At 51.9% G+C, this 23,429-nt stretch carries 23 protein-coding genes; 11 read left to right on the forward strand and 12 right to left on the reverse strand.

All coding sequences use genetic code 11. The annotated features are described in order from the left end of the window. Position 1 precedes the first annotated feature (1 nt). Positions 2–1,216, reverse strand: coding sequence for a DUF3748 domain-containing protein (locus EFER_RS19915; RefSeq protein WP_015953898.1), 1,215 nt, complete (start codon positions 1,214–1,216; stop codon positions 2–4). A gap of 100 nt (positions 1,217–1,316) precedes the next feature. Between EFER_RS19915 and cbrA the strand changes: the two genes are divergently transcribed. Next, a complete protein-coding gene (gene cbrA, locus EFER_RS19920) occupies positions 1,317–2,417 on the forward strand; it encodes a colicin M resistance lipid reductase CbrA (protein ID WP_024256565.1) in 1,101 nt (366 codons plus the stop codon). On the opposite strand, the gene EFER_RS19925 is transcribed toward cbrA, so the two are convergent. From EFER_RS19925 to dgoR, 5 genes are all read right to left on the reverse strand, one after another. Continuing rightward, the gene (locus tag EFER_RS19925; RefSeq protein ID WP_000253447.1) at positions 2,378–3,715 is read right to left on the reverse strand and encodes an MFS transporter; all 1,338 of its coding nucleotides are present in this window, start codon (positions 3,713–3,715) and stop codon (positions 2,378–2,380) included. The two genes, cbrA and EFER_RS19925, sit on opposite strands and share 40 nt — an antisense overlap. A gap of 74 nt (positions 3,716–3,789) precedes the next feature. Beyond that, positions 3,790–4,938 carry a galactonate dehydratase gene (gene dgoD, locus EFER_RS19930; RefSeq protein WP_000705010.1) on the reverse strand — a complete coding sequence of 383 codons (1,149 nt, stop codon included), beginning with the start codon at positions 4,936–4,938 and terminating at the stop codon, positions 3,790–3,792. Then, entirely contained in the window at positions 4,935–5,552 is a 618-nt protein-coding gene (gene dgoA, locus EFER_RS19935) for a 2-dehydro-3-deoxy-6-phosphogalactonate aldolase (protein ID WP_001198703.1), read from the reverse strand. The genes dgoD and dgoA overlap by 4 nt, the downstream gene beginning before the upstream one ends. Then, positions 5,536–6,414: a 2-dehydro-3-deoxygalactonokinase gene (dgoK, locus tag EFER_RS19940; protein ID WP_000127066.1), complete on the reverse strand. Its 879-nt coding sequence runs from the start codon at positions 6,412–6,414 to the stop codon at positions 5,536–5,538. The genes dgoA and dgoK overlap by 17 nt, the downstream gene beginning before the upstream one ends. After that, positions 6,411–7,100, reverse strand: a complete 690-nt coding sequence (gene dgoR, locus EFER_RS19945; protein WP_000174305.1) for a D-galactonate utilization transcriptional regulator DgoR — start codon at positions 7,098–7,100, stop codon at positions 6,411–6,413. Before dgoR ends, dgoK begins: the two co-directional genes overlap by 4 nt. 277 nt (positions 7,101–7,377) lie before the next feature. Here dgoR and EFER_RS19950 point away from each other — a divergent pair, with 277 nt between their 5' ends. Next, the gene (locus EFER_RS19950) at positions 7,378–8,034 is read left to right on the forward strand and encodes a YidX family protein (protein WP_000772954.1); all 657 of its coding nucleotides are present in this window, start codon (positions 7,378–7,380) and stop codon (positions 8,032–8,034) included. 45 nt (positions 8,035–8,079) lie between these two features. Here EFER_RS19950 and yidA read toward each other — a convergent pair whose 3' ends face one another. From yidA to dnaA, 6 genes are all read right to left on the reverse strand, one after another. Further along, complete coding sequence (gene yidA, locus EFER_RS19955; RefSeq protein ID WP_000985562.1) at positions 8,080–8,892, reverse strand: sugar-phosphatase; 813 nt, start codon at positions 8,890–8,892, stop codon at positions 8,080–8,082. Between the two features lie 114 nt (positions 8,893–9,006). Beyond that, positions 9,007–9,405 carry a YidB family protein gene (locus tag EFER_RS19960; RefSeq protein WP_002431834.1) on the reverse strand — a complete coding sequence of 133 codons (399 nt, stop codon included), beginning with the start codon at positions 9,403–9,405 and terminating at the stop codon, positions 9,007–9,009. 165 nt (positions 9,406–9,570) lie between these two features. Further along, positions 9,571–11,985, reverse strand: coding sequence for a DNA topoisomerase (ATP-hydrolyzing) subunit B (gene gyrB, locus EFER_RS19970; protein ID WP_001353554.1), 2,415 nt, complete (start codon positions 11,983–11,985; stop codon positions 9,571–9,573). Between the two features lie 28 nt (positions 11,986–12,013). Continuing rightward, positions 12,014–13,087 (reverse strand): DNA replication/repair protein RecF, encoded by a 1,074-nt coding sequence (recF, locus tag EFER_RS19975; protein ID WP_000060098.1) that lies wholly within the window; start codon positions 13,085–13,087, stop codon positions 12,014–12,016. Beyond that, entirely contained in the window at positions 13,087–14,187 is a 1,101-nt protein-coding gene (gene dnaN, locus EFER_RS19980; RefSeq protein ID WP_000673464.1) for a DNA polymerase III subunit beta, read from the reverse strand. Before dnaN ends, recF begins: the two co-directional genes overlap by 1 nt. Positions 14,188–14,191: 4 nt before the next feature. Then, a complete protein-coding gene (gene dnaA / locus EFER_RS19985; protein ID WP_000059097.1) occupies positions 14,192–15,592 on the reverse strand; it encodes a chromosomal replication initiator protein DnaA in 1,401 nt (466 codons plus the stop codon). A gap of 296 nt (positions 15,593–15,888) precedes the next feature. Between dnaA and EFER_RS24325 the strand changes: the two genes are divergently transcribed. From EFER_RS24325 to tnaB, 9 genes are all read left to right on the forward strand, one after another. After that, complete coding sequence (locus tag EFER_RS24325) at positions 15,889–15,969, forward strand: hypothetical protein (protein ID WP_123057255.1); 81 nt, start codon at positions 15,889–15,891, stop codon at positions 15,967–15,969. Between the two features lie 229 nt (positions 15,970–16,198). Next, positions 16,199–16,339: a 50S ribosomal protein L34 gene (gene rpmH, locus EFER_RS19990; protein WP_000831330.1), complete on the forward strand. Its 141-nt coding sequence runs from the start codon at positions 16,199–16,201 to the stop codon at positions 16,337–16,339. Positions 16,340–16,355: 16 nt separating this feature from the next. Further along, positions 16,356–16,715, forward strand: a complete 360-nt coding sequence (rnpA, locus tag EFER_RS19995; protein ID WP_000239730.1) for a ribonuclease P protein component — start codon at positions 16,356–16,358, stop codon at positions 16,713–16,715. Next, positions 16,679–16,936: a membrane protein insertion efficiency factor YidD gene (gene yidD, locus EFER_RS20000; RefSeq protein ID WP_001307474.1), complete on the forward strand. Its 258-nt coding sequence runs from the start codon at positions 16,679–16,681 to the stop codon at positions 16,934–16,936. Before rnpA ends, yidD begins: the two co-directional genes overlap by 37 nt. A 2-nt stretch (positions 16,937–16,938) precedes the next feature. Continuing rightward, the gene (yidC, locus tag EFER_RS20005; protein WP_000378248.1) at positions 16,939–18,585 is read left to right on the forward strand and encodes a membrane protein insertase YidC; all 1,647 of its coding nucleotides are present in this window, start codon (positions 16,939–16,941) and stop codon (positions 18,583–18,585) included. Between the two features lie 105 nt (positions 18,586–18,690). Beyond that, positions 18,691–20,055, forward strand: a complete 1,365-nt coding sequence (mnmE, locus tag EFER_RS20010) for a tRNA uridine-5-carboxymethylaminomethyl(34) synthesis GTPase MnmE (RefSeq protein WP_001282361.1) — start codon at positions 18,691–18,693, stop codon at positions 20,053–20,055. A gap of 242 nt (positions 20,056–20,297) precedes the next feature. Continuing rightward, entirely contained in the window at positions 20,298–20,372 is a 75-nt protein-coding gene (gene tnaC / locus EFER_RS20015; RefSeq protein WP_001364348.1) for a tryptophanase leader peptide, read from the forward strand. A 220-nt stretch (positions 20,373–20,592) separates the two neighbouring features. After that, positions 20,593–22,008: a tryptophanase gene (gene tnaA, locus EFER_RS20020; RefSeq protein ID WP_015953902.1), complete on the forward strand. Its 1,416-nt coding sequence runs from the start codon at positions 20,593–20,595 to the stop codon at positions 22,006–22,008. A 91-nt stretch (positions 22,009–22,099) separates the two neighbouring features. After that, positions 22,100–23,347 (forward strand): low affinity tryptophan permease TnaB, encoded by a 1,248-nt coding sequence (gene tnaB / locus EFER_RS20025; RefSeq protein ID WP_000131908.1) that lies wholly within the window; start codon positions 22,100–22,102, stop codon positions 23,345–23,347. Positions 23,348–23,429: the final 82 nt, after the last annotated feature.

Genomic DNA, 23,429 nt, shown 5'->3' on the forward strand with positions numbered 1-23,429 from the left:
TTTAGCGATCAGTTTCGGTGATCCACAGCTGGCCGCCTTCCATCCACGCTAGCCATCGACCATCCGGCGAGAAGACCACGGCGTCCGCAGAAGGTGGATTGGCGTGGTTTTCGGTTAAATACTCAACCTCGCCGCTTTGCGCATGGGCGCAAGCAATTCGATTATCCAGCACAAAGCCCAACCATTCTCCTGACGGATGCCAGTTAAATGCAGACTGAATATCCGTTTTGTTATGGGTTAACTGGCGCGGCTCGCCGCCCTGTGGCGAGATAAGCCACAATTGCACAATGCCGTTATCATCACGCATTAAAAACGCGATTTGCGTACCCTGCGGATTACAGCGCACCCAGTGGCGCGGAACGTTGACTAACCCCGGATAAGCCCGCTGATGGGTAAAGGTTAAACGTCGCTGCACGACGCCACGCGGTGGCGCGGGCAGGGTTGTTTCCGTTCCACTTAACGGCGCATCACCTGCTGCTTTCCAGCCAGCTTCATCTTGCGGTAACTCAACGATGAACAGCTCCGGCACTTTCTCGCCCTTTGGCGAAAGTGTGTCGCCAATAAACGCCAGCGCGTGATTTCCTACCCATCCTTCTTCATAAGCACGATTGATTTCATCACTGCCAGGCTGCGGCGTGGGCGTGGTGTTACTCACCAACACGCACCAGTGGCTGCCGCTGTATTCACGCGGATGCTGCTTTTGTACGTTGACCGGGCCAAACGGTACCGCAACACCGACGTTGCGCAAATCCAGCGCCGGATCGCGTTCATGCATTACATGGTCGTTATAGGTAAAGCTCACCATTTCACCGTTCGGGCTAAAGACATGTACATGGCTGCCGCCACGCAGCGCTCCTGGCGTATACGGCGCGGTAATATCCATTGCATCGAGATTGCTCACCTTGCCGCTTTCAGCAATCACTCCGCGTCGATGATGGAAATCGTAATGCCATGTTTCATCAGGATTTTCAGGGCCGTGAATAAAGACATATTTCTCTGACTTCGGATGAACGGTCACCACGCCGACGTGTGCGCCCTGTGACGCACGGTAGATAACCTCGACCTCACCGGTATGAATATTCACACGTTCAATAGTTTCGCCGGTAAACGACGCCCCAGAAGGACGCACGTCAAATACCAGCCACTGGCTGTCGGGCGTCCAGGTATTGGTATTGGTGAGCAGGTGATTACGGGGAGCAAAGGTTATCTGTTTCATGGCGCGGTCCTGATACAAAACGGTTCCCGCCATCATACTTCACAAGGACTTCACTTTCAGACAATAGTCTTTTGCCATCGTGATGAATGTGAGTGAAAAGATGGAACATTTCGACGTGGCGATTATTGGCCTCGGCCCGGCAGGGTCGGCGTTGGCGCGAAAGTTAGCAGGCAAAATGCAGGTGATCGCGCTGGATAAAAAGCACCAGTGCGGTACTGAAGGTTTCAACAAGCCTTGCGGCGGTCTGCTGGCACCGGACGCTCAGCGATCTTTTATTCGCGATGGACTGACGCTTCCTGTCGATGTGATCGCCAATCCGCAGATTTTCAGCGTCAAAACCGTCGACGTAGCCGCATCGCTTACACGTAACTACCAGCGAAGCTATATCAATATTAATCGCCATGCTTTCGACTTATGGATGAAATCGCTGATCCCCGCCAGCGTTGAGGTTTACCACGACAGCCTGTGCCGGAAAATCTGGCATGAGGATGATAAATGGCATGTCATTTTTCGCGCAGACGGCTGGGAGCAACACATTACCGCCCGCTATCTGGTCGGTGCCGATGGTGCAAACTCGATGGTGCGGCGACATCTCTACCCGGATCATCAGATTCGTAAATATGTTGCTATCCAGCAGTGGTTCGCAGAGAAACATCCGGTGCCGTTCTACTCCTGCATCTTTGATAATGCGATAACTGACTGTTATTCATGGAGTATCAGCAAAGACGGTTATTTTATCTTTGGCGGTGCCTATCCAATGAAAGACGGCCAGGCGCGTTTCGCGGCGCTGAAAGAGAAAATGAACGCCTTTCAGTTCCAGTTTGGCAAAGCGGTGAAAAGTGAGAAATGTACCGTGTTGTTTCCCTCACGCTGGCAGGATTTTGTCTGCGGTAAGGACAATGCCTTTCTGATTGGTGAAGCGGCGGGATTTATCAGCGCCAGCTCGCTGGAGGGGATTAGCTATGCGCTGGATAGCGCAGATATTCTGCGTTCGGTGTTACTGAAGCAGCCAGAGAAGCTCAATACCGCTTACTGGCGCGCCACCCGCAAACTGCGTTTAAAACTCTTCGGCAAAATAGTAAAAAGCCGATGCCTGACCGCACCGGCTTTAAGAAAATGGATTATGCGCAGTGGTGTGGCGCATATTCCACAGTTGAAAGATTATCCAACGCGCTTCACATCGCCCACCAGCAGGATGTAAGAGAGCGCGCCAATCAACGCAACGGCGGAGATATAAACCAGTGCAGGTGCGAAACCGTAACCCTGCGCCAGGTAACCCACCACCAGCGGAACGGTGATGCCGCCCAGACCACCGGCAAAGTTAAACACGCCGCCGGTTAAACCAATCAGCCGCATCGGTGCCAGAGAAGAGACTAACGACCAGGTAATCGAAGCAAAACCGTTGCCGAAGAATGCCAGCGCCATCAGGCACATAATCATCATCGGATCGTTGGTGTAGTTAGCGCCCATAATGCAGGTGGAGATCAGCAAACCGCAGATAATCGGCGTTTTACGCGCAAAGCCCAGTGAAAAGCCCTTACGTACCAGCAGATCCGCGACCCAGCCTGAGAGCAGGACGCCAACAAACGCCGCAAGGAATGGCACCGTGGTCATAAAGCCCGCTTTCAGCGCTGTGATTCCTTTTTCCTGGGTTAAATAGTTCGGGAACCAGGTTAAGAAGAACCACAGTGTAGAAGCCACCGCAAATTGCCCAAGATAGACGCCGATCAGTTTACGATGGAACACCAGTTTCCAGTCTTTGGCGGTTAGCGGCTGACGCGCCTCTTTTTTCACTGGCGCATCGCCATCCACCAGACCGCCGCCGTCACGAATGTAATCCAATTCAGCTTTGCTAATGCCTTTGGTCAGGCGCGGCAGCTGATAAACCTTAAACCAAATCAACGACCAGATAATGCCGATACCGCCGGTGACAATGAACACCCAGTGCCAGCTCAACATTTCCTGAATCCAGATCAGCAGCGGAGTCAGAAACGCCAGACCGACAAACTGACCAGACGTATAAAAACCCACAGCAGAAGCGCGTTCATGTTCCGGGAACCAGCTGGTCACCATTCGGTTATTGGTCGGGAACGCGGGCGCTTCGAAAATACCGGTTATCGCGCGCAGACCAATTAATGACATTAAGCCCGTGGCAAAGCCCTGGAATAACGTCGCCACTGACCAGCCAAATATCGCAATAAAATAAGTCACGCGTGAACCTACGCGATCTAAAAACCAACCGCCGGGGATCTGGCATAAGGTATATAGCCAGGCGAAGGCCGAAAATACATAGCCCATTTCCGCTTTGGTAATGCCGAACTCTTCCTGAATATGGGCGGAAGCCACGGCAAGGTTAGCGCGGTCGACATAACAAATGACCACCGTAATAAAGATCATCACCAGCGTCAGATAACGCCGACGCCCCGGTTTTGCTGCATTAACGGGAATATCCATAGCGAGCTTTCTCCAGATTTTGGGCATAGCGAAGCCGCTCACCATGCCCTGTAATTTACAGAGGGTTATATTTTTGTATTGCTGTTTTAGTGCCCGATGAGGGGCTTACGTGGCAGGAATTACCACTCTGCTACGCTGTTATCTTCATGACGCCAGAGCGGATTACGCCAGTCCGGGGCATTTTTACTGAACTCAATAACTTTGGCTTCGTCGATTTCCACGCCTAAGCCCGGTTTCATTAACGGTTTAAAGAAGCCGCCGACCATGCTGAAGTCTTCTTTGTTTTTCACAAAGTCGAGTAACTCCGCGCCTTTGTTGTAGTGAATGCCCATACTTTGTTCCTGAAGTACCGCGTTATAGGAAACAAAGTCGATATGCAGGCAAGCCGCCAGTGCAATCGGGCCGAGCGGACAGTGCGGCGCAAGGGTCACGTCATAGGCTTCCGCCATTCCGGCAATTTTGTAGCATTCGGTAATACCGCCTGCGTGGGAGAGATCCGGTTGCAGAATCGAAATACCGCCAGCTTCCAGCACACGTTTAAAATCGAAACGTGAGAACATGCGCTCACCCGCCGCCAGTGGGATGTGAGTTTGTGCCGCCAGTTTCGGGTAGTATTCGGCTTGTTCCGCCAGCACCGGTTCTTCAATAAACAGCGGGCGATACGGTTCCAGTTCTTTAATCAACACTTTCGCCATCGGCGCGCTGACGCGACCGTGGAAATCAAGACCAAACTCAATCTGATTGCCAAAAGCTTCACGAATTTGTGCCACGGTGTTGACCGCCGCATCTACCGCGCGGGAGTTATCAATCAATCCCAGTTCTTCACAACCGTTCAGTTTGAAGGTATCGAAGCCGATTTCACGTAGCGTTTTAATGCCGTCGATAACATCCGCCGGACGATCGCCGCCGACCCAACTGTAGGCTTTAATTTTGTCGCGAACCAGGCCACCCATCAATTGCCAGACCGGCGCATTCAGCACTTTACCTTTGATATCCCATAACGCCTGGTCGATCCCGGCGATGGCGCTCATCAGAATCGGACCGCCACGATAAAATCCGGCGCGATACATCACTTGCCATAAGTCATTGATGCGCGATGGATCCTGACCAATCAAATAGTCACTCAGCTCGTGAACTGCCGCTTCCACCGTACGAGCGCGGCCTTCGATCACGGGCTCGCCCCAACCGACCACGCCTTCATCAGTTTCAATTTTCAGGAACATCCAGCGGGGAGGTAAACGATACGTAGTAATTTTGGTGATTTTCATTGCACTGCCTCTCGATACGCCTTAACAAATGCTGCTGCCTGCTGCGCGGTGCGTTCTACGGACTGCCCGGCGCGATAGAGATCGCTGCCTAAGCCCGCCCCTGCACAACCTGCGTCTATCCACTGCGCCAGGTTTTCTGGCGTCACACCGCCTACGGCAAAGACCGGGATGTCCTGCGGTAATACCGCTTTTAACGCTTTGATGTATTGCGGCCCAAAAGCCGATGACGGGAATATTTTCAGCGCCTGCGCGCCCGCGTCGATCGCGCTAAAGGCTTCAGTCGCCGTCGCGCAGCCGGGGCAAACGGTCATGCCATAGCCCACCGCGCGGCGGATCACTTCACTATGGATATTGGGCGTAACGATGAGCTGACAGCCCATCCTGGCGAGCGCATCGACCTGTTCAGGTTTCAGTACCGTACCTGCGCCAATCAACGCTTTATCGCCATACGCATCAACGATGGCGGGAATGCTTTGTTCCCATAGTGGAGAGTTCAGCGGGATTTCTACCGCGTCGAACCCAGCGTCAATCACCGCGCCAACATGCGCCAGCGCCTCGTCGGGCGTAATGCCGCGCAAAATGGCGATCAGCGGGAGTTTAGTTTGCCACTGCATGAGCGATGCTCCTTATACCAGCCTGAAATGCCGTGTCGCCCGCCACCGCCGTCACGTCGCAACCCATCACCTGAAAGGCTTGCTGGTAGCGTGCAGTCAGCGATGTTCCGGCGACAAGGGTGATGGCGTGTTGATGGACCACGTAGTCGCGCATACTGGCGACCTCTGCGCCAATCAACAAACCTGAGAGAAATTCGCTGACCTGTTCACGGGGAAGTGTTCCCAGCACATGCGAGGCACGAACTTCAAAAAGCTGCGGCAATATGGCGGGCGCATTGAGACCACGCTCAAGGCCAGCCGCGAAGGCATCGGCAGAGTTTTCCTGCGGTGGTAAACCTGCGCCAATCAATGAATGATTTAACAGTAAATGATGTAATTCACCGGTCATCACGGTGCGAAAATCGTTGATTTGCTGGCTATCGGCCTGCACCCATTTGCAATGCGTACCGGGCATGACATAAAGAGAGGAAGGAGCCAAAGCACGCGCGCCGATCAATTGTGTTTCTTCGCCGCGCATCACATTGTGGTTATCATCATGAGAAACGCATAATCCGGGAATAATCCAGATATTGTCGCCAACAGACGTTAATTGTTCGCCAATAGATGAAAAACGGGCAGGAACAGATAAATACGGCGCAACTTTCCAGCCGACATTGCTGCCGACCATTCCTGCCATCACCACTGGCGTATTCTCTTCACGCCAGTCGGTCGTCACTTCCGCTAGCACCGCAGCCGGAGATTTTCCGTTCAGACGCGTGACGCCTGCTTCTGATTGCCTGCTATCCAGGCAGTGGTCGCCCTGATAAAGCCAGGCGCGCAGATTGGTCGATCCCCAGTCAATTGCGATGTAGCGAGCTGTCATGTGATTTCCTTTAACCTTCGTGTCGAGCTGGCGATCATAGTAAGCGCCGCCTGCTCTGCCGCATCGCCGTCCTGATGCCGTATCGCATCAAACAGCGCCTTATGTTCCTGGAGCGTTTGCGGCATGTTGGCCTCATCGCCCATCCAGGTTCGTTCAAAAACCGCCCGCTGTAATGAACTAATCGCAATGCTAAGTTGCTGTAACACCGGGTTATGCACTGATTGCAGTACCGCCTCGTGATAGCGAATATCCGCTTCGTTAAACGCTTCGCGGTCCTGATTGTTGGCGATCATCTCGTTCAGCGCTGATTCAATCTGCGCCAGATCGCTGGAAGTCGCGCGCTCTGCCGCCCAACGGGCAATCGCCGGTTCCACCAGATTTCGCACTTCGCTCATTGCACTGATAAGCCGTGGGTCGTAGTCGTTTTCCAGCACCCATTGCAGCACGTCAGTATCGAGGTAATTCCACTGATTACGCGGTGCCACAAACGCCCCGCGATAACGTTTCATTTCAATCAGCCGCTTCGCCATCAGCGAACGAAAAACCTCACGGATGATGTTGCGCGAGGTTGCAAACTCCTCACAAAGTTCCGCTTCGGCCGGAAGCGGCGAGCCTGGCACGTATTTGCCGTGAACGATCTGTTTACCCAGCGTAATGACGATGCGATCGGTTTTATTGAGAGTCATGGAGAGTCCTTGTGCTCTGTATGTACTTCTCTACTTTACCCCGATCGATGCATAACGCGGCAATTTTGTAGTACCAGCGTGATGACGTTCGCGTTTGCCGTGTGTGTAATGTAGTACAAAGTTATATTGTTGTACTACAATTTAGATCACAAAAAGAACAATGCATAAAAAAATGACATGCGTCGGGCAGAAATCTGAAAAGGGATATCAGGCGCTAAACAGGAGGGAAAGAAGAGTATGCTTTCAACGGCTTAGCTACTCGTTTAAAGGATTAGTCATGAAGTTGAATTTTAAGGGATTTTTTAAGGCTGCCAGTTTATTCCCACTGGCGCTGATGCTTTCAGGCTGTATCTCGTATGCTCTGGTTTCCCATACCGCAAAGGGTACTTCAGGAAAGTATCAATCGCAGTCAGACACCATCACGGGGCTATCGCAGGCAAAAGATAGTAATGGAATAAAAGGCTATGTTTTTGTAGGGGAATCGCTGGATTACCTTATCACTGATGGTGCCGATGACATCGTTAAGATGCTCAATGATCCAGCACTTAACCGGCACAATATTCAGGTTGCCGATGACGCAAGATTTGTTTTAAATGCGGGGAAAAAGAAATTTACCGGCACAATATCGCTTTACTACTACTGGAATAACGAAGAAGAAAAGGCACTGGCAACGCATTATGGTTTTGCCTGTGGTGTTCAACACTGTACCAGGTCACTGGAAAACCTAAAAGGCACAATCCATGAGAAAAATAAAAACATGGATTACTCAAAGGTGATGGCGTTCTACCATCCATTTAAAGTGCGATTTTATGAATACTATTCACCCAGAGGCATTCCGGATGGTGTTTCCGCAGCATTACTGCCAGTGACTGTTACGCTGGACATCATTACTGCACCGCTGCAATTTCTGGTTGTATATGCAGTAAACCAATAATCAGTAAGCGGGCAAACGCGTTTATGCTGTTTGCCCGTCCACTAATTAATTCAGCACATACTTCTCAATAGCAAACGCCACGCCATCTTCCAGGTTGGATTTGGTGACAAAGTTCGCCACTTCTTTCACCGAAGGAATAGCGTTATCCATTGCCACACCAACACCTGCGTATTCAATCATTGCGATGTCGTTTTCCTGATCGCCAATCGCCATGATTTCTTCCGGCTTAATGCCCAACACATCAGCCAGTGATTTCACGCCCGTACCTTTGTTAACGCGTTTATCGAGGATTTCGAGGAAGTACGGCGCACTTTTTAGCACGGTGTATTTTTCTTTCACTTCCTGCGGAATACGCGCAATGGCCTGGTCGAGGATGGTGGGTTCATCAATCATCATCACTTTCAGGAACTGAGTATTGGGGTCCATTTTCTCCGCTTCGCAGAACACCAGCGGAATAGTGGCAACGAAAGATTCATGCACCGTGTAGTAGCTGATATCACGGTTGGCGGTGTACAGCGTGGTGCGGTCCAGGGCGTGGAAATGAGAACCGACTTCGCGAGAGAGTTTTTCCAGGAAACGGTAGTCTTCATAGCTCAGAGCGGTTTGCGCCACGGTGCTACCATCGGCGGCCTTCTGTACCAGCGCGCCGTTATAAGTAATGCAGTAATCGCCCGGCTGTTCCATATGCAGCTCTTTCAGGTAGTTGTGAACACCTGCATAAGGGCGACCCGTCGTTAGCACGACATTCACGCCACGGGCGCGAGCTGCGGCAATCGCATTTTTAACGGCGGGTGAAATGGTGTGATCGGGCAGCAGAAGGGTGCCATCCATATCGATAGCAATGAGTTTGATAGCCATGAGTTCCCCAGGTAGATTGGTTCCTGACCCATGCTAACGCGATTCCGCTCAAAAATCAGTACAACACCCTGGGGAAAAGGGGGATGCAACGCGCGTTGCGTGCTCCCCATTTGCTTAGCGGAAGAGTTTCCCTTTCAGCAGTTCCATGCCTGCGGAAAGCAGATCGTTATTGGCTTGTGGTGACACTTCACCTTGTGGTGAGAGTGCATCAATAATCTTTGGCAGTTGCTCTGCCAGCAAGCTGGAAGCCGTACTGGTATCTACACCCAGTTTTTGCCCGAGATCGGACACCGCATTTGTGCCGAGCGCCGACTCCAGTTGCTCGCCACTCACCGGCTGATTGCCCTGTTGATTACTCAACCAGGTTGAGAGAATGGCACCTAAGCCGCCACTTTGCAGTTTTTCCAACAGCATCTGAATGCCGCCCTGTTCCTCAACCCAACTCAAAATAGCCTGATATTTCCCCGCATCGCCTTTCAGAAAGGCGCCGACAACATCATCAAAAAGCCCCATGATAATCACCTGTAAAGCGTTACGTGTTGACTCAAAAAGTATAGTTCTGCGGGATGATAATTGCGGATTGCAGAAATAAAAAGGGCGGAGATGATCTCCGCCCTTTCTTATAACTTCATGCCTGATAAGCGTAGCGCATCAGGCACGCTCACATTGTTAATGCCATTAAATATCAATATTCGCCGCTTTCAGGGCGTTCTCTTCGATAAACGCACGGCGCGGTTCAACAGCGTCGCCCATCAGCGTGGTGAACAACTGGTCGGCAGCAATCGCATCTTTAACGGTAACGCGCAGCATACGACGGCTTTCCGGGTCCATGGTGGTTTCCCACAGCTGTTCCGGGTTCATCTCACCCAGACCTTTATAACGCTGGATGGAGAGGCCGCGACGGGACTCTTTCACCAGCCAGTCCAGCGCCTGCTCGAAGCTGGCTACCGGCTGACGACGCTCACCACGTTCGATAAACGCATCTTCTTCCAGCAGACCACGCAATTTCTCGCCCAGCGTGCAGATACGACGATATTCGCCGCCGGTGATAAACTCGTGATCCAGCGGATAGTCAGTATCCACACCGTGGGTACGCACGCGAACAATCGGTTCAAACAGGTTTTGATCAGCATTGGTGTGGACATCAAACTTCCACTGGCTGCCGTGCTGTTCTTTGTCGTTCAGTTCGCTGACCAGGGCGTTCACCCAACGGGTAACGGTCTGCTCATCAGAGAGGTCGGCTTCCGTCAGCGTCGGCTGATAGATAAGCTCTTTCAGCATTGCTTTCGGATAACGACGCTCCATGCGGTTGATCATTTTCTGCGTCGCGTTGTACTCAGACACCAGTTTCTCTAACGCTTCGCCAGCCAATGCCGGTGCACTGGCGTTGGTGTGCAGCGTTGCGCCATCCAGCGCAATAGAGATCTGGTACTGATCCATCGCTTCGTCGTCTTTAATGTACTGTTCCTGCTTGCCTTTCTTCACTTTGTACAGCGGCGGCTGAGCGATGTAGACGTGACCGCGTTCAACGATTTCCGGCATCTGACGATAGAAGAAGGTCAACAGCAGCGTACGAATGTGCGAGCCGTCGACGTCCGCATCGGTCATGATGATGATGCTGTGGTAACGCAGTTTGTCCGGGTTGTACTCGTCACGACCGATACCACAACCAAGCGCGGTGATCAGCGTCGCCACTTCCTGGGAAGAGAGCATCTTATCGAAGCGCGCTTTCTCGACGTTGAGGATTTTACCCTTCAGCGGCAGAATCGCCTGGTTCTTGCGGTTACGCCCCTGCTTCGCAGAGCCGCCCGCGGAGTCCCCTTCCACAAGGTACAGTTCAGAGAGCGCCGGGTCGCGTTCCTGACAGTCCGCCAGTTTGCCCGGCAGGCCCGCTAAATCCAGCGCACCTTTACGACGGGTCATTTCACGAGCGCGACGCGCAGCTTCACGGGCACGAGCAGCATCGATAATTTTGCCGACTACGATTTTCGCGTCGGTTGGGTTTTCCAGCAGGTATTCTGCCAGCAGTTCGTTCATCTGCTGTTCAACCGCCGATTTCACCTCAGAAGAAACCAGTTTGTCTTTGGTCTGAGAGGAGAATTTCGGGTCCGGCACTTTTACGGAAACGACGGCAATCAGGCCTTCACGCGCATCGTCACCGGTGGCGCTGACTTTGGCTTTTTTGCTGTAGCCTTCTTTATCCATGTAGGCGTTCAGAGTACGGGTCATCGCCGCACGGAAGCCTGCCAGGTGAGTACCGCCATCACGCTGCGGAATGTTGTTGGTAAAGCAGTAGATGTTTTCCTGGAAGCCATCATTCCACTGCAATGCAACTTCAACGCCGATACCGTCTTTTTCGGTGGAGAAGTAGAAGATGTTCGGGTGGATCGGCGTTTTGTTTTTGTTCAGATATTCAACGAACGCCTTGATACCGCCTTCATAGTGGAAGTGGTCTTCTTTGCCGTCGCGCTTGTCGCGCAGACGAATGGAAACGCCAGAGTTGAGGAACGACAACTCACGCAGGCGTTTCGCCAGAATGTCATATTCGAATTCGGTCACATTGGTGAAGGTTTCGAGGCTTGGCCAGAAACGCACCATGGTGCCGGTTTTTTCAGTCTCGCCGGTAACCGCCAGCGGAGCCTGCGGTACACCGTGTTCGTAGATCTGACGGTGAATTTTACCCTCGCGCTGGATAACCAGCTCCAGTTTTTGCGACAGGGCGTTTACTACCGAAACACCAACGCCGTGCAGACCGCCGGACACTTTATAGGAGTTATCGTCAAATTTACCGCCTGCGTGCAGGACGGTCATGATCACTTCCGCCGCCGATACGCCCTCTTCCGGGTGAATACCGGTCGGAATGCCGCGCCCGTCATCCTGTACAGAGACAGAGTTATCGGCGTGAATGGTGACGATAATTTCTTTACAGTGACCCGCGAGCGCTTCGTCGATAGCGTTATCTACCACCTCGAATACCATGTGGTGCAGACCGGTGCCGTCATCCGTGTCGCCGATATACATACCCGGGCGCTTACGCACCGCATCCAGCCCTTTCAGGACTTTGATACTGGAGGAGTCATAAGAATTCGACATCAACGTTTCTCGCTCATTTATTCTTGGGTTAATCCGTTATTTTACCCTTTTCCACGGTAAACATCTTCGAATTTTCGTCCGACATGTCTATTACGTGTTCAGCACTGATCGCGCTGACAAAGACCTGTGATTGCGTCGCTTTTAAGCGGCTGGCAAGCAGCCCGCGACGCTCATCATCAAGCTCAGAGGCAAAATCATCTATCAGGTAGAGACACCGCCGCCCGCTTTCACGGGTGAGGAACTCTCCTTGCGCCAGACGTAAGGCGCACATCAACAGCTTAAGCTGCCCACGCGATAAGGTATCTTCCACCGGCGCACCGTCGGCGCGAATGCGTAAGTCCGCTTTATGCGGGCCATGCGCGGTGTAGGTTAGCTGGCGATCGCGTTCAAAATTACGTTCCAGCACCTCAGCATATTCTGTCTCTTTCTCCCAGCCGCGCTGGAAAGAGAAAGTCAGAGTAAACTCCGGGAGAAATTGCTTACAGGTATCGGCCATATCAGCGGCGATACCGGCGCTGTACTCGGCGCGCCAGGTACTGATTTGTTCTGCCAGCGGGATCAGTTCTTTGTCCCACGGGCGTAGCTGTTCATAACGAGTCACCTGGCGCAGTGCCGCATTGCGCTGCTTGAGTAATCGCTTGAGATTGCTCCAGGCGGTGAAAAATCCGGGTTCGTTGTGAAAGCATCCCCAGTCGAGGAAGGCTCTTCTGTATTTGGGGCCGCCGTTGAGTAAAGTAAACCCTTCTGGCGTTATCAGTTGCATCGGCATCAGATGCGCCAGCTCGGCGACCTTATGCCCGTCAGTACCGTCGATGCGGACTTTGCTGTCACCCTGTTTGTCTTTGGTTAGGCCAATCGCCGTCTCGCGCTCTTCGCCCTGTAAACGCCCGTGGAGAATAAACGCCTCCTGCTCGTGGCGAATAACACGACCAATCTGCAAACTGCGAAACGCCCGACCGTGGCCGAGCGTATAGATGGCTTCCAGCACGCTGGTTTTGCCACTGCCGTTGGCACCTACCAGAAAGTTAAAGCCGGGAGATAAGGCGAGATCCGCGGTTTCGATATTGCGGAAATCGCGGATCAACAAGCGGGTGAGGGACATTACAGTCTCATTGGCATGACAACATAGGCAGCCGACTGTGATGCGGCATCTTCAATCTGCACGCTGGAAACCGAATCGGTCAGCATCATGCGCACGTTTTCGCATTTCAGCGCGTTCAAAACATCCAGCACATAGCTGACGTTGAAGCCAATTTCCATCTCCGCACCGCTATAGGTAACGTCGAGAATCTCTTCCGCTTCTTCCTGTTCCGGGTTGTTGGCGGTGATCTTCAGTTGGTTTTCGCTGACATACAGACGCACGCCGCGGAATTTCTCGTTGGAGAGGATCGCTGCACGGGCAAACGCCTGCTTGAGCAGATCGCAGCCTGCTTCCAGATGTTTGTCCGGGTTCTTCGGCAGAACGCGGCGATAATCCGGGAAGCGACCATCCACCAGTTTGGAGGTGAAGATAAAGTCGCCAACGTGGGCGCGAATGTTGTTGCTGCCAATCTGCACGCGCAGCGGATTGTCGCCGCCGTCGAGCATACGCATCAGTTCAATCACGCCTTTACGCGGCACGATCACCGAATGGCTTGGTAAAGATTGACCAATTGGCATGGAGCAGACCGCCAGACGGTGACCGTCGGTCGCCACGGTACGCAGTTCTTCACCTTCGGTTTCGAACAGCATACCGTTTAAGTAATAGCGAACATCCTGATGCGCCATCGAAAACTGAGTCGCTTCAATCAGACGCTTCATCGTCGCCTGCGGCAGGGTAAATTCGACTTCGCTCTGCCAGTCATCGAGGTTCGGGAAATCTGCTGCTGGCAGGGTGGAAAGCGAAAAACGGCTACGCCCGGAACGCACCAGCATCCGCTCACCTTCCAGTTGCACGGCGATTTCCGCGCCTTCAGGCAGACCACGGCAGATATCAAAGAATTTGCGCGCCGGAACGGTCGTCGCCCCTGGTTCGTGCGGCTGAACCAGCGCAACACGTGCCACCATTTCCATCTCGAGATCAGTACCGGTCAGCGACAACGTACCGTCAGCAACCTGTAACAGCAGATTACCGAGAATCGGTAGCGTAGGACGACCACCTAACGGACCGCTCACCTGTTGTAGCGGTTTTAATAAATGCTCACGTTCTACGGTAAATTTCATAGGTTTACGATGACAATGTTCTGATTAAATTTGAAAAATCTTCTTTGATATCGTGGCTCTCTTCACGCAACTGCTCGATTTTACGGCAGGCATGAAGCACCGTTGTGTGGTCACGGCCACCAAACGCATCGCCAATCTCCGGCAGACTGTGATTAGTCAGCTCTTTCGCCAGCGCCATCGCCATCTGGCGTGGACGCGCTACCGAACGAGAACGACGCTTGGAAAGGAGATCCGCAACTTTGATCTTGTAGTACTCTGCCACCGTCTTCTGAATATTATCGATGGTGACCAGTTTTTCCTGCAAAGCCAGTAAGTCGCGCAGCGCCTCACGTACGAAGTCGATGGTGATCGCCCGTCCGGTAAAGTTAGCGTTAGCAATGACGCGGTTCAGCGCCCCTTCCAGCTCACGTACGTTAGAGCGTAGACGCTTGGCGATAAAGAACGCCACTTCGCCCGGCAAACGAATGTCGTTTTCGTCGGCCTTTTTCATCAGGATCGCCACGCGGGTTTCTAACTCTGGCGGTTCGATCGCCACAGTTAGTCCCCAACCGAAGCGGGATTTCAGACGATCTTCAACGCCATTGATCTCTTTCGGATAGCGATCCGAGGTGAGAATGATCTGCTGGTTACCTTCCAGCAGGGCGTTGAAGGTGTGGAAAAACTCTTCCTGAGATCGTTCTTTATTAGCAAAAAACTGAATATCGTCGATCAGCAGTGCATCTACGGAACGGTAGTAGCGTTTAAACTCTTCGATCGCGTTGTTTTGCAGGGCTTTAACCATGTCCTGAACAAAGCGCTCGGAGTGCATATAAACCACTTTGGCATTCGGCTTACGCGCCATAATGCCGTTACCCACCGCATGCAGCAGGTGAGTTTTACCCAGCCCCGTGCCGCCATAAAGGAACAACGGGTTATAGGCACCGCCAGGGTTATCTGCCACCTGGCGAGCCGCCGCGCGCGCCAGTTGGTTAGATTTACCTTCAACGAAGTTATCAAACGTGTGTTTGACGTTTACGTTAGAACGATAGGTCGGTTCTGCCGGAGCCGGGACGTTATCCCAACCGGAACGCGTAGAAGGCGCAGCACGTTGCGGCTGCACCTGAGCTGCCTGAGCAGGTGCAACTGTATTGCTGGCTGCAGCTTTCAGTGTTTGTGTTACGGGCTTTGTGCCCACTTCAAAACGCAGCTGTGGGGCATCCGCTCCGCAGAAACTGGTTAGCAGTCCATTGATATTATTAAGGTACTTGTCCCGTACCCAATCGAGGACAAAACGGTTTGGCGCGTACAGGGCCAGCGTGTTATCGCTCAGTTCCGCCTGCAATGGGCGTATCCACATACTGAATTCTGTGGCTGGTAACTCATCCTGCAATCGGGCAAGACACTGCTGCCAAAGCGAAAGTGACACGGCGGACTCCACTCGAACAAAAGTCGATAATGACTAAGGCTGAAACATTCATGATTGTTGACGTACGTCGAAAAGACCCTGCTTGAGGGTGACGCACGAACCGCTGTCTGCGGTTATATGCCCGATCAAGATCCTGCTAAACGATCGGGACCGCGGATCATAGCCTAAACTGCGCAAGAGATCTTCTGTTTCTCACAGATTTTCCCGATTTATCCACAGGATGATCCAGAACTCGCTAAGTGTAAACGATCCTGCCGCGAGGCGGGCACGATTTACGCCGCATATTGGAAAATTTAATGACCATAGACAAAAATTGGCTTAATCGATCTAATAAAGATCCAGTACGATCCTTGCGCTTTACCCGTCAGCCCGTATAATCCTCCACCCGGCGCGCCATGCTGGTTTTCACTGGTGTGAGGCCGTACGTTTTCCCTGCGAAAAGGTGCGGAAAAGCGCGGTAAATAAGGAAAGAGAATTGACTCCGGAGTGTACAATTATTACAATCCGGCCTCTTTAATCACCCATGGCTTCGGTGTCCATCGTTTCATTTTTCGGCGGATATCCAATAAAGCCATTGAATTTATTCAAGTTTAGGTAGAAATCGCCATGAAACGCACTTTTCAACCGTCTGTACTGAAGCGCAACCGTTCTCACGGCTTCCGTGCTCGTATGGCTACTAAAAATGGTCGTCAGGTTCTGGCACGTCGTCGTGCTAAAGGCCGCGCTCGTCTGACCGTTTCTAAGTAATAAAGCTAACCCCTGAGTGGTTAAGCTCGCATTTCCCAGGGAGTTACGCTTGTTAACTCCCAGTCAATTCACATTCGTCTTCCAGCAGCCACAACGGGCTGGCACGCCGCAAATTACTATTCTCGGCCGCCTGAATTCGCTGGGGCATCCCCGTATCGGTCTTACAGTCGCCAAGAAAAACGTTCGACGCGCCCATGAACGCAATCGGATTAAACGTCTGACGCGTGAAAGCTTCCGTCTGCGCCAACATGAACTCCCGGCTATGGATTTCGTGGTGGTGGCGAAAAAAGGGGTTGCCGACCTCGATAACCGTGCTCTCTCGGAAGCGTTGGAAAAATTATGGCGCCGCCACTGTCGCCTGGCTCGCGGGTCCTGATAGCCCTCATTCGGGTCTATCAACGCCTGATTAGTCCGCTACTCGGGCCGCATTGTCGTTTCACTCCAACCTGTTCAAGCTACGGAATTGAGGCATTGCGCAGGTTTGGAGTGATAAAAGGCAGTTGGTTGACGGTGAAACGCGTATTAAAATGCCACCCTTTACACCCTGGTGGTGACGATCCCGTCCCGCCCGGACCATTTGATACCAGAGAACACTAACGATGGATTCGCAACGCAATCTTTTAGTCATCGCTTTGCTGTTCGTGTCTTTCATGATCTGGCAAGCCTGGGAGCAGGATAAAAACCCGCAACCTCAGGCCCAACAGACCACGCAGACAACGACCACCGCAGCGGGTAGCGCCGCCGACCAGGGCGTACCGGCCAGTGGCCAGGGGAAACTGATCTCGGTTAAGACCGACGTGCTTGATCTGACCATCAACACCCGTGGTGGTGATGTTGAGCAAGCTCTGCTGCCTGCTTACCCGAAAGAGCTGAACTCTACCCAGCCGTTCCAGCTGCTGGAAACTTCACCGCAGTTTATTTATCAGGCACAGAGCGGTCTGACCGGTCGTGATGGCCCGGATAACCCGGCTAACGGCCCGCGTCCGCTGTATAACGTTGAAAAAGACGCTTATGTGCTGGCTGAAGGTCAAAACGAACTGCAGGTGCCGATGACGTATACCGACGCGGCAGGCAACACGTTTACCAAAACGTTTATCCTGAAACGTGGTGATTACGCTGTCAACGTCAACTACAACGTGCAGAACGCTGGCGAGAAACCGCTGGAGATCTCCACCTTTGGTCAGTTGAAGCAATCCATTACACTGCCACCGTATCTCGACACCGGAAGCAGCAACTTCGCACTGCACACCTTCCGTGGCGCGGCGTACTCCACGCCTGACGAGAAGTACGAGAAATATAAGTTTGATACCATTGCCGATAACGAAAACCTGAACATCTCTTCGAAAGGTGGTTGGGTGGCGATGCTGCAACAGTATTTCGCGACTGCGTGGATCCCGCATAACGACGGTACCAACAACTTCTACACCGCTAATCTGGGTAACGGCATCGCCGCTATCGGCTATAAATCTCAGCCGGTACTGGTTCAGCCTGGTCAGACTGGCGCAATGAACAGCACCCTGTGGGTTGGCCCGGAAATCCAGGACAAAATGGCAGCAGTTGCTCCGCACCTGGATCTGACCGTTGATTACGGTTGGTTGTGGTTCATCTCTCAGCCGCTGTTCAAACTGCTGAAATGGATCCATAGCTTTGTGGGTAACTGGGGCTTCTCCATTATCATCATCACCTTTATCGTTCGTGGCATCATGTACCCGCTGACCAAAGCGCAGTACACCTCCATGGCGAAGATGCGTATGCTGCAGCCGAAGATTCAGGCGATGCGTGAGCGTCTGGGCGATGACAAACAGCGTATCAGCCAGGAAATGATGGCGCTGTACAAAGCTGAGAAGGTTAACCCGCTGGGCGGCTGCTTCCCGCTGCTGATCCAGATGCCAATCTTCCTGGCGTTGTACTACATGCTGATGGGTTCTGTTGAACTGCGTCAGGCACCGTTTGCACTGTGGATCCACGACCTGTCAGCACAGGACCCGTACTACATCCTGCCGATCCTGATGGGCGTAACGATGTTCTTCATTCAGAAGATGTCGCCGACCACTGTGACCGACCCGATGCAGCAGAAGATCATGACCTTTATGCCGGTCATCTTCACCGTGTTCTTCCTGTGGTTCCCGTCAGGTCTGGTGCTGTACTATATCGTCAGCAACCTGGTTACCATTATTCAGCAGCAGCTGATTTACCGTGGTCTGGAAAAACGTGGCCTGCATAGCCGCGAGAAGAAAAAATCCTGATTCGGTGAGTTTTCGCTAAAATAAGGGCGGTCAGTTGACCGCCTTTTTTCTTTTCGTAGGGCGGATAAGCACCGCGCATCCGCCACACAAAGCAACAGGAACATCATGAGCGATAATGACACTATCGTAGCCCAGGCCACGCCTCCGGGACGTGGCGGCGTTGGCATCCTGCGCATCTCCGGCCTCAAAGCCCGTGAGGTTGCCGAAACCGTGCTGGGTAAACTGCCTAAGCCGCGCTACGCCGATTATCTTCCGTTTAAAGACGCCGATGGCAGCGTGCTCGATCAGGGGATTGCGCTATGGTTCCCTGGCCCGAACTCATTCACCGGCGAAGATGTGCTGGAACTGCAAGGTCACGGCGGTCCGGTGATCCTCGACCTGCTGTTAAAACGCATTCTGACTATTCCCGGCCTGCGGATTGCCCGTCCTGGTGAGTTTTCCGAACGCGCATTTCTGAACGATAAACTCGATTTAGCCCAGGCCGAAGCGATTGCAGACCTTATCGACGCCAGCTCGGAACAGGCGGCGCGCTCAGCGCTAAACTCGCTGCAAGGCGCGTTCTCCGCACGGGTTAACCATCTGGTGGAAGCCCTCACCCACTTGCGCATTTACGTCGAAGCGGCAATTGATTTCCCCGATGAAGAGATCGATTTCCTCTCCGACGGCAAAATTGAAGCCCAGCTCAATGACGTGATTGCCGATCTCGACGCAGTACGCGCCGAGGCTCGTCAGGGCAGCTTGTTACGCGAAGGGATGAAAGTGGTGATTGCCGGACGTCCTAACGCCGGTAAATCGAGCCTGTTAAACGCGCTGGCGGGCCGTGAAGCGGCAATCGTGACTGATATCGCCGGAACCACGCGTGACGTACTGCGTGAGCATATCCACATTGACGGAATGCCGCTGCATATCATCGATACCGCCGGATTACGCGAAGCCAGTGACGAAGTTGAACGTATTGGGATCGAGCGCGCATGGCAGGAAATTGAACAGGCCGACCGCGTGCTGTTTATGGTTGATGGCACTACGACAGACGCTGTTGATCCAGCAGAGATCTGGCCGGAGTTTATCGCCCGTCTGCCAGCGAAACTGCCGATCACCGTGGTACGCAATAAAGCCGATATCACCGGCGAAACGTTGGGGATGAGCGAAGTGAACGGTCACGCGTTAATTCGTCTCTCTGCAAGGACTGGTGAAGGTGTGGACGTGCTGCGTAACCATCTCAAACAGAGCATGGGCTTTGACACCAACATGGAAGGCGGCTTCCTGGCGCGTCGTCGTCACCTACAGGCACTGGAACAGGCGGCAGAGCACCTGCAACAGGGTAAAGCGCAACTGTTAGGAGCCTGGGCAGGCGAGCTGCTGGCGGAAGAACTGCGTCTGGCGCAGCAGAACTTAAGCGAGATCACCGGGGAATTTACTTCTGACGACCTGCTGGGGCGAATTTTCTCCAGCTTCTGTATTGGTAAGTAATCGCACTTACGAAGCCGCATTCTGACTGTCAGATGCGGCTTCGCTTCATTGTTAACACTTCTGTTATGCCTCAACCCTTTTTTTAAACATTAAAATTCTTACGTAATTTATAATCTTTAAAAAAAGCATTTAATATTGCTTCCCGAACGATTGTGATTCGATTCACATTTAAACAATTTCAGAATAGACAAAAATTCTGAGTGTAATAATGTAGCGGCGTGTCTTTCGAGGATAAGTGCATTATGAATATCTTACATATATGTGTGACCTCAAAATGGTTTAATATCGACAATAAGATTGTCGATCACCGCCCTTAATTTACCCTTCTGTAGCCATCACCAGAGCCAAACCGATTAGATTCAATGTGATCGATTCGTTTGCTATATCTTAATTTTGCCTTTTGCAAAGGCTGTCTCTCATTTATTTACTTGTTTTAGTAAATGATGGCCCTTGCATATATATCTGGCGAATTAATGGATATTGCAAATGTAATATTCACAGGGATCATTGTAATTAAAATAAATGAAGGATTATGTAATGGAAAACTTTAAACATCTCCCTGAACCGTTCCGCATTCGTGTTATTGAACCAGTAAAACGTACCACTCGCGCTTATCGTGAAGAAGCAATTATTAAATCCGGTATGAATCCGTTCCTGCTGGATAGCGAAGATGTGTTTATCGATTTACTGACTGACAGCGGCACCGGGGCGGTGACGCAGAGTATGCAGGCCGCGATGATGCGCGGCGATGAAGCTTACAGCGGCAGCCGCAGCTACTATGCGTTAGCCGAATCAGTGAAAAATATCTTTGGTTATCAATACACTATTCCGACTCACCAGGGCCGTGGCGCAGAACAAATCTATATTCCAGTTCTGATTAAAAAACGCGAGCAGGAAAAGGGCCTGGATCGCAGCAAAATGGTGGCGTTCTCTAACTATTTCTTTGATACCACGCAGGGCCATAGCCAGATCAACGGCTGTACCGTGCGTAACGTCTATATCAAAGAAGCCTTCGATACGGGCGTGCGTTACGACTTTAAAGGCAACTTTGACCTTGAGGGATTAGAACGCGGTATTGAAGAAGTTGGCCCGAATAACGTGCCATATATCGTTGCAACCATCACGAGTAACTCTGCAGGTGGTCAGCCGGTTTCACTGGCAAACTTAAAAGCGATGTACAGCATCGCGAAGAAATACGATATTCCGGTGGTCATGGACTCCGCACGCTTTGCCGAAAACGCCTATTTCATCAAGCAACGTGAAGCAGAATACAAAGACTGGACCATCGAGCAGATCACCCGCGAAACCTACAAATATGCCGATATGCTGGCGATGTCCGCCAAGAAAGATGCGATGGTGCCGATGGGCGGTCTGCTGTGCGTGAAAGACGACAGCTTGTTTGATGTGTACACCGAGTGCAGAACCCTTTGCGTGGTACAGGAAGGCTTCCCGACATATGGCGGCCTGGAAGGCGGCGCGATGGAGCGTCTGGCGGTAGGTCTGTATGACGGCATGAATCTGGACTGGCTGGCTTATCGTATTGCGCAGGTGCAGTATCTGGTCGATGGTCTGGAAGAGATTGGCGTTGTCTGCCAGCAGGCAGGCGGTCACGCGGCATTCGTTGATGCAGGTAAACTGTTGCCGCATATCCCGGCAGACCAGTTCCCGGCACAGGCACTGGCCTGCGAGCTGTATAAAGTCGCTGGCATCCGTGCGGTAGAAATTGGCTCTTTCCTGTTAGGCCGCGATCCGAAAACCGGTAAACAACTGCCGTGCCCGGCTGAACTGCTGCGTTTAACCATTCCGCGCGCAACATATACTCAAACACATATGGACTTCATTATTGAAGCCTTCAAACATGTGAAAGAGAACGCGGCGAATATTAAAGGTTTAACCTTTACCTACGAACCGAAAGTATTGCGTCACTTCACCGCAAAACTGAAAGAAGTTTAATTAAAACATTCAGAGTGGCTATAAGGATGTTAGCCACTCTAGCTCCCTACATCTTCAATAACAAAAATAGCCTTCCTCTAAAGGTGGCATCATGACTGATCAAGCTGAAAAAAAGCACTCTGCATTTTGGGGTGTTATGGTTATAGCAGGTACAGTAATCGGTGGAGGTATGTTTGCTTTACCTGTTGATCTTGCCGGCGCCTGGTTTTTCTGGGGTGCCTTTATCCTTATCATTGCCTGGTTTTCAATGCTTCATTCCGGGTTGTTGTTATTAGAAGCAAATTTAAATTATCCCGTCGGCTCCAGTTTTAACACCATCACCAAAGATTTAATCGGTAACACCTGGAACATTATCAGCGGTATTACCGTTGCCTTCGTTCTCTATATCCTCACTTATGCCTATATCTCTGCTAATGGTGCGATCATTAGTGAAACGATATCAATGAATTTGGGTTATCACGCTAATCCACGTATTGTCGGGATCTGCACAGCCATTTTCGTTGCCAGCGTATTGTGGATAAGCTCGTTAGCCGCCAGCCGTATTACCTCGTTGTTCCTCGGGCTGAAGATTATCTCCTTTGTGATCGTGTTTGGTTCTTTCTTCTTCCAGGTCGATTACTCCATTCTGCGCGATGCCACCAGCACCACTGCGGGAACGTCTTACTTCCCGTATATCTTTATGGCTTTGCCGGTGTGTCTGGCGTCATTTGGTTTCCACGGCAATATTCCCAGCCTGATTATTTGCTATGGCAAACGCAAAGATAAGTTAATCAAAAGCGTGGTTTTCGGTTCGCTGTTGGCGCTGGTGATTTATCTCTTCTGGCTCTATTGCACGATGGGGAACATTCCGCGAGAAAGCTTTAAGGCGATTATCTCTTCAGGCGGCAACGTTGATTCGCTGGTGAAATCGTTCCTCGGCACCAAACAGCACGGCATTATCGAGTTTTGCCTGCTGGTGTTCTCTAACTTAGCTGTCGCCAGCTCGTTTTTTGGTGTCACGCTGGGGTTGTTCGATTATCTGGCGGATCTGTTTAAGATTGATAACTCCCACGCCGGGCGTTTCAAAACCGTGCTGTTAACCTTCCTGCCACCCGCATTGTTGTATCTGATCTTCCCGAACGGCTTTATTTACGGGATCGGCGGTGCCGGACTATGCGCCACCATCTGGGCGGTCATTATCCCCGCGGTGCTGGCAATCAAAGCTCGCAAGAAGTTTCCCAATCAGATGTTCACGGTCTGGGGCGGCAATCTTATTCCGGCGATTGTCATTCTCTTTGGTATAACCGTAATTTTATGCTGGTTCGGTAACGTCTTTAATGTGTTACCTAAATTTGGCTAATCCGTTCAAGAAGCCAGCGAAATAGCTGGCTTCTTGCCTGTCAGGAAATCACTTATGTCCAAATCGCAACTCGCCTGATTCT

The organism is Escherichia fergusonii ATCC 35469 (assembly GCF_000026225.1).
GTDB lineage: Bacteria > Pseudomonadota > Gammaproteobacteria > Enterobacterales > Enterobacteriaceae > Escherichia > Escherichia fergusonii.

Excerpts from the sequence above, each read along its gene's own strand:
- EFER_RS19915 (WP_015953898.1), bottom strand. The coding sequence starts at position 1,216 with ATGAAACAGATAACCTTTGCTCCCCGTAATCACCTGCTCACCAATACC.
- cbrA (WP_024256565.1), top strand. The coding sequence starts at position 1,317 with ATGGAACATTTCGACGTGGCGATTATTGGCCTCGGCCCGGCAGGGTCG.
- EFER_RS19925 (WP_000253447.1), bottom strand. The coding sequence starts at position 3,715 with ATGGTGAGCGGCTTCGCTATGCCCAAAATCTGGAGAAAGCTCGCTATG.
- dgoD (WP_000705010.1), bottom strand. The coding sequence starts at position 4,938 with ATGAAAATCACCAAAATTACTACGTATCGTTTACCTCCCCGCTGGATG.
- dgoA (WP_001198703.1), bottom strand. The coding sequence starts at position 5,552 with ATGCAGTGGCAAACTAAACTCCCGCTGATCGCCATTTTGCGCGGCATT.
- dgoK (WP_000127066.1), bottom strand. The coding sequence starts at position 6,414 with ATGACAGCTCGCTACATCGCAATTGACTGGGGATCGACCAATCTGCGC.
- dgoR (WP_000174305.1), bottom strand. The coding sequence starts at position 7,100 with ATGACTCTCAATAAAACCGATCGCATCGTCATTACGCTGGGTAAACAG.
- EFER_RS19950 (WP_000772954.1), top strand. The coding sequence starts at position 7,378 with ATGAAGTTGAATTTTAAGGGATTTTTTAAGGCTGCCAGTTTATTCCCA.
- yidA (WP_000985562.1), bottom strand. The coding sequence starts at position 8,892 with ATGGCTATCAAACTCATTGCTATCGATATGGATGGCACCCTTCTGCTG.
- EFER_RS19960 (WP_002431834.1), bottom strand. The coding sequence starts at position 9,405 with ATGGGGCTTTTTGATGATGTTGTCGGCGCCTTTCTGAAAGGCGATGCG.
- gyrB (WP_001353554.1), bottom strand. The coding sequence starts at position 11,985 with ATGTCGAATTCTTATGACTCCTCCAGTATCAAAGTCCTGAAAGGGCTG.
- recF (WP_000060098.1), bottom strand. The coding sequence starts at position 13,087 with ATGTCCCTCACCCGCTTGTTGATCCGCGATTTCCGCAATATCGAAACC.
- dnaN (WP_000673464.1), bottom strand. The coding sequence starts at position 14,187 with ATGAAATTTACCGTAGAACGTGAGCATTTATTAAAACCGCTACAACAG.
- EFER_RS24325 (WP_123057255.1), top strand. The coding sequence starts at position 15,889 with ATGACCATAGACAAAAATTGGCTTAATCGATCTAATAAAGATCCAGTA.
- rpmH (WP_000831330.1), top strand. The coding sequence starts at position 16,199 with ATGAAACGCACTTTTCAACCGTCTGTACTGAAGCGCAACCGTTCTCAC.
- yidD (WP_001307474.1), top strand. The coding sequence starts at position 16,679 with ATGGCGCCGCCACTGTCGCCTGGCTCGCGGGTCCTGATAGCCCTCATT.
- yidC (WP_000378248.1), top strand. The coding sequence starts at position 16,939 with ATGGATTCGCAACGCAATCTTTTAGTCATCGCTTTGCTGTTCGTGTCT.
- mnmE (WP_001282361.1), top strand. The coding sequence starts at position 18,691 with ATGAGCGATAATGACACTATCGTAGCCCAGGCCACGCCTCCGGGACGT.
- tnaA (WP_015953902.1), top strand. The coding sequence starts at position 20,593 with ATGGAAAACTTTAAACATCTCCCTGAACCGTTCCGCATTCGTGTTATT.
- tnaB (WP_000131908.1), top strand. The coding sequence starts at position 22,100 with ATGACTGATCAAGCTGAAAAAAAGCACTCTGCATTTTGGGGTGTTATG.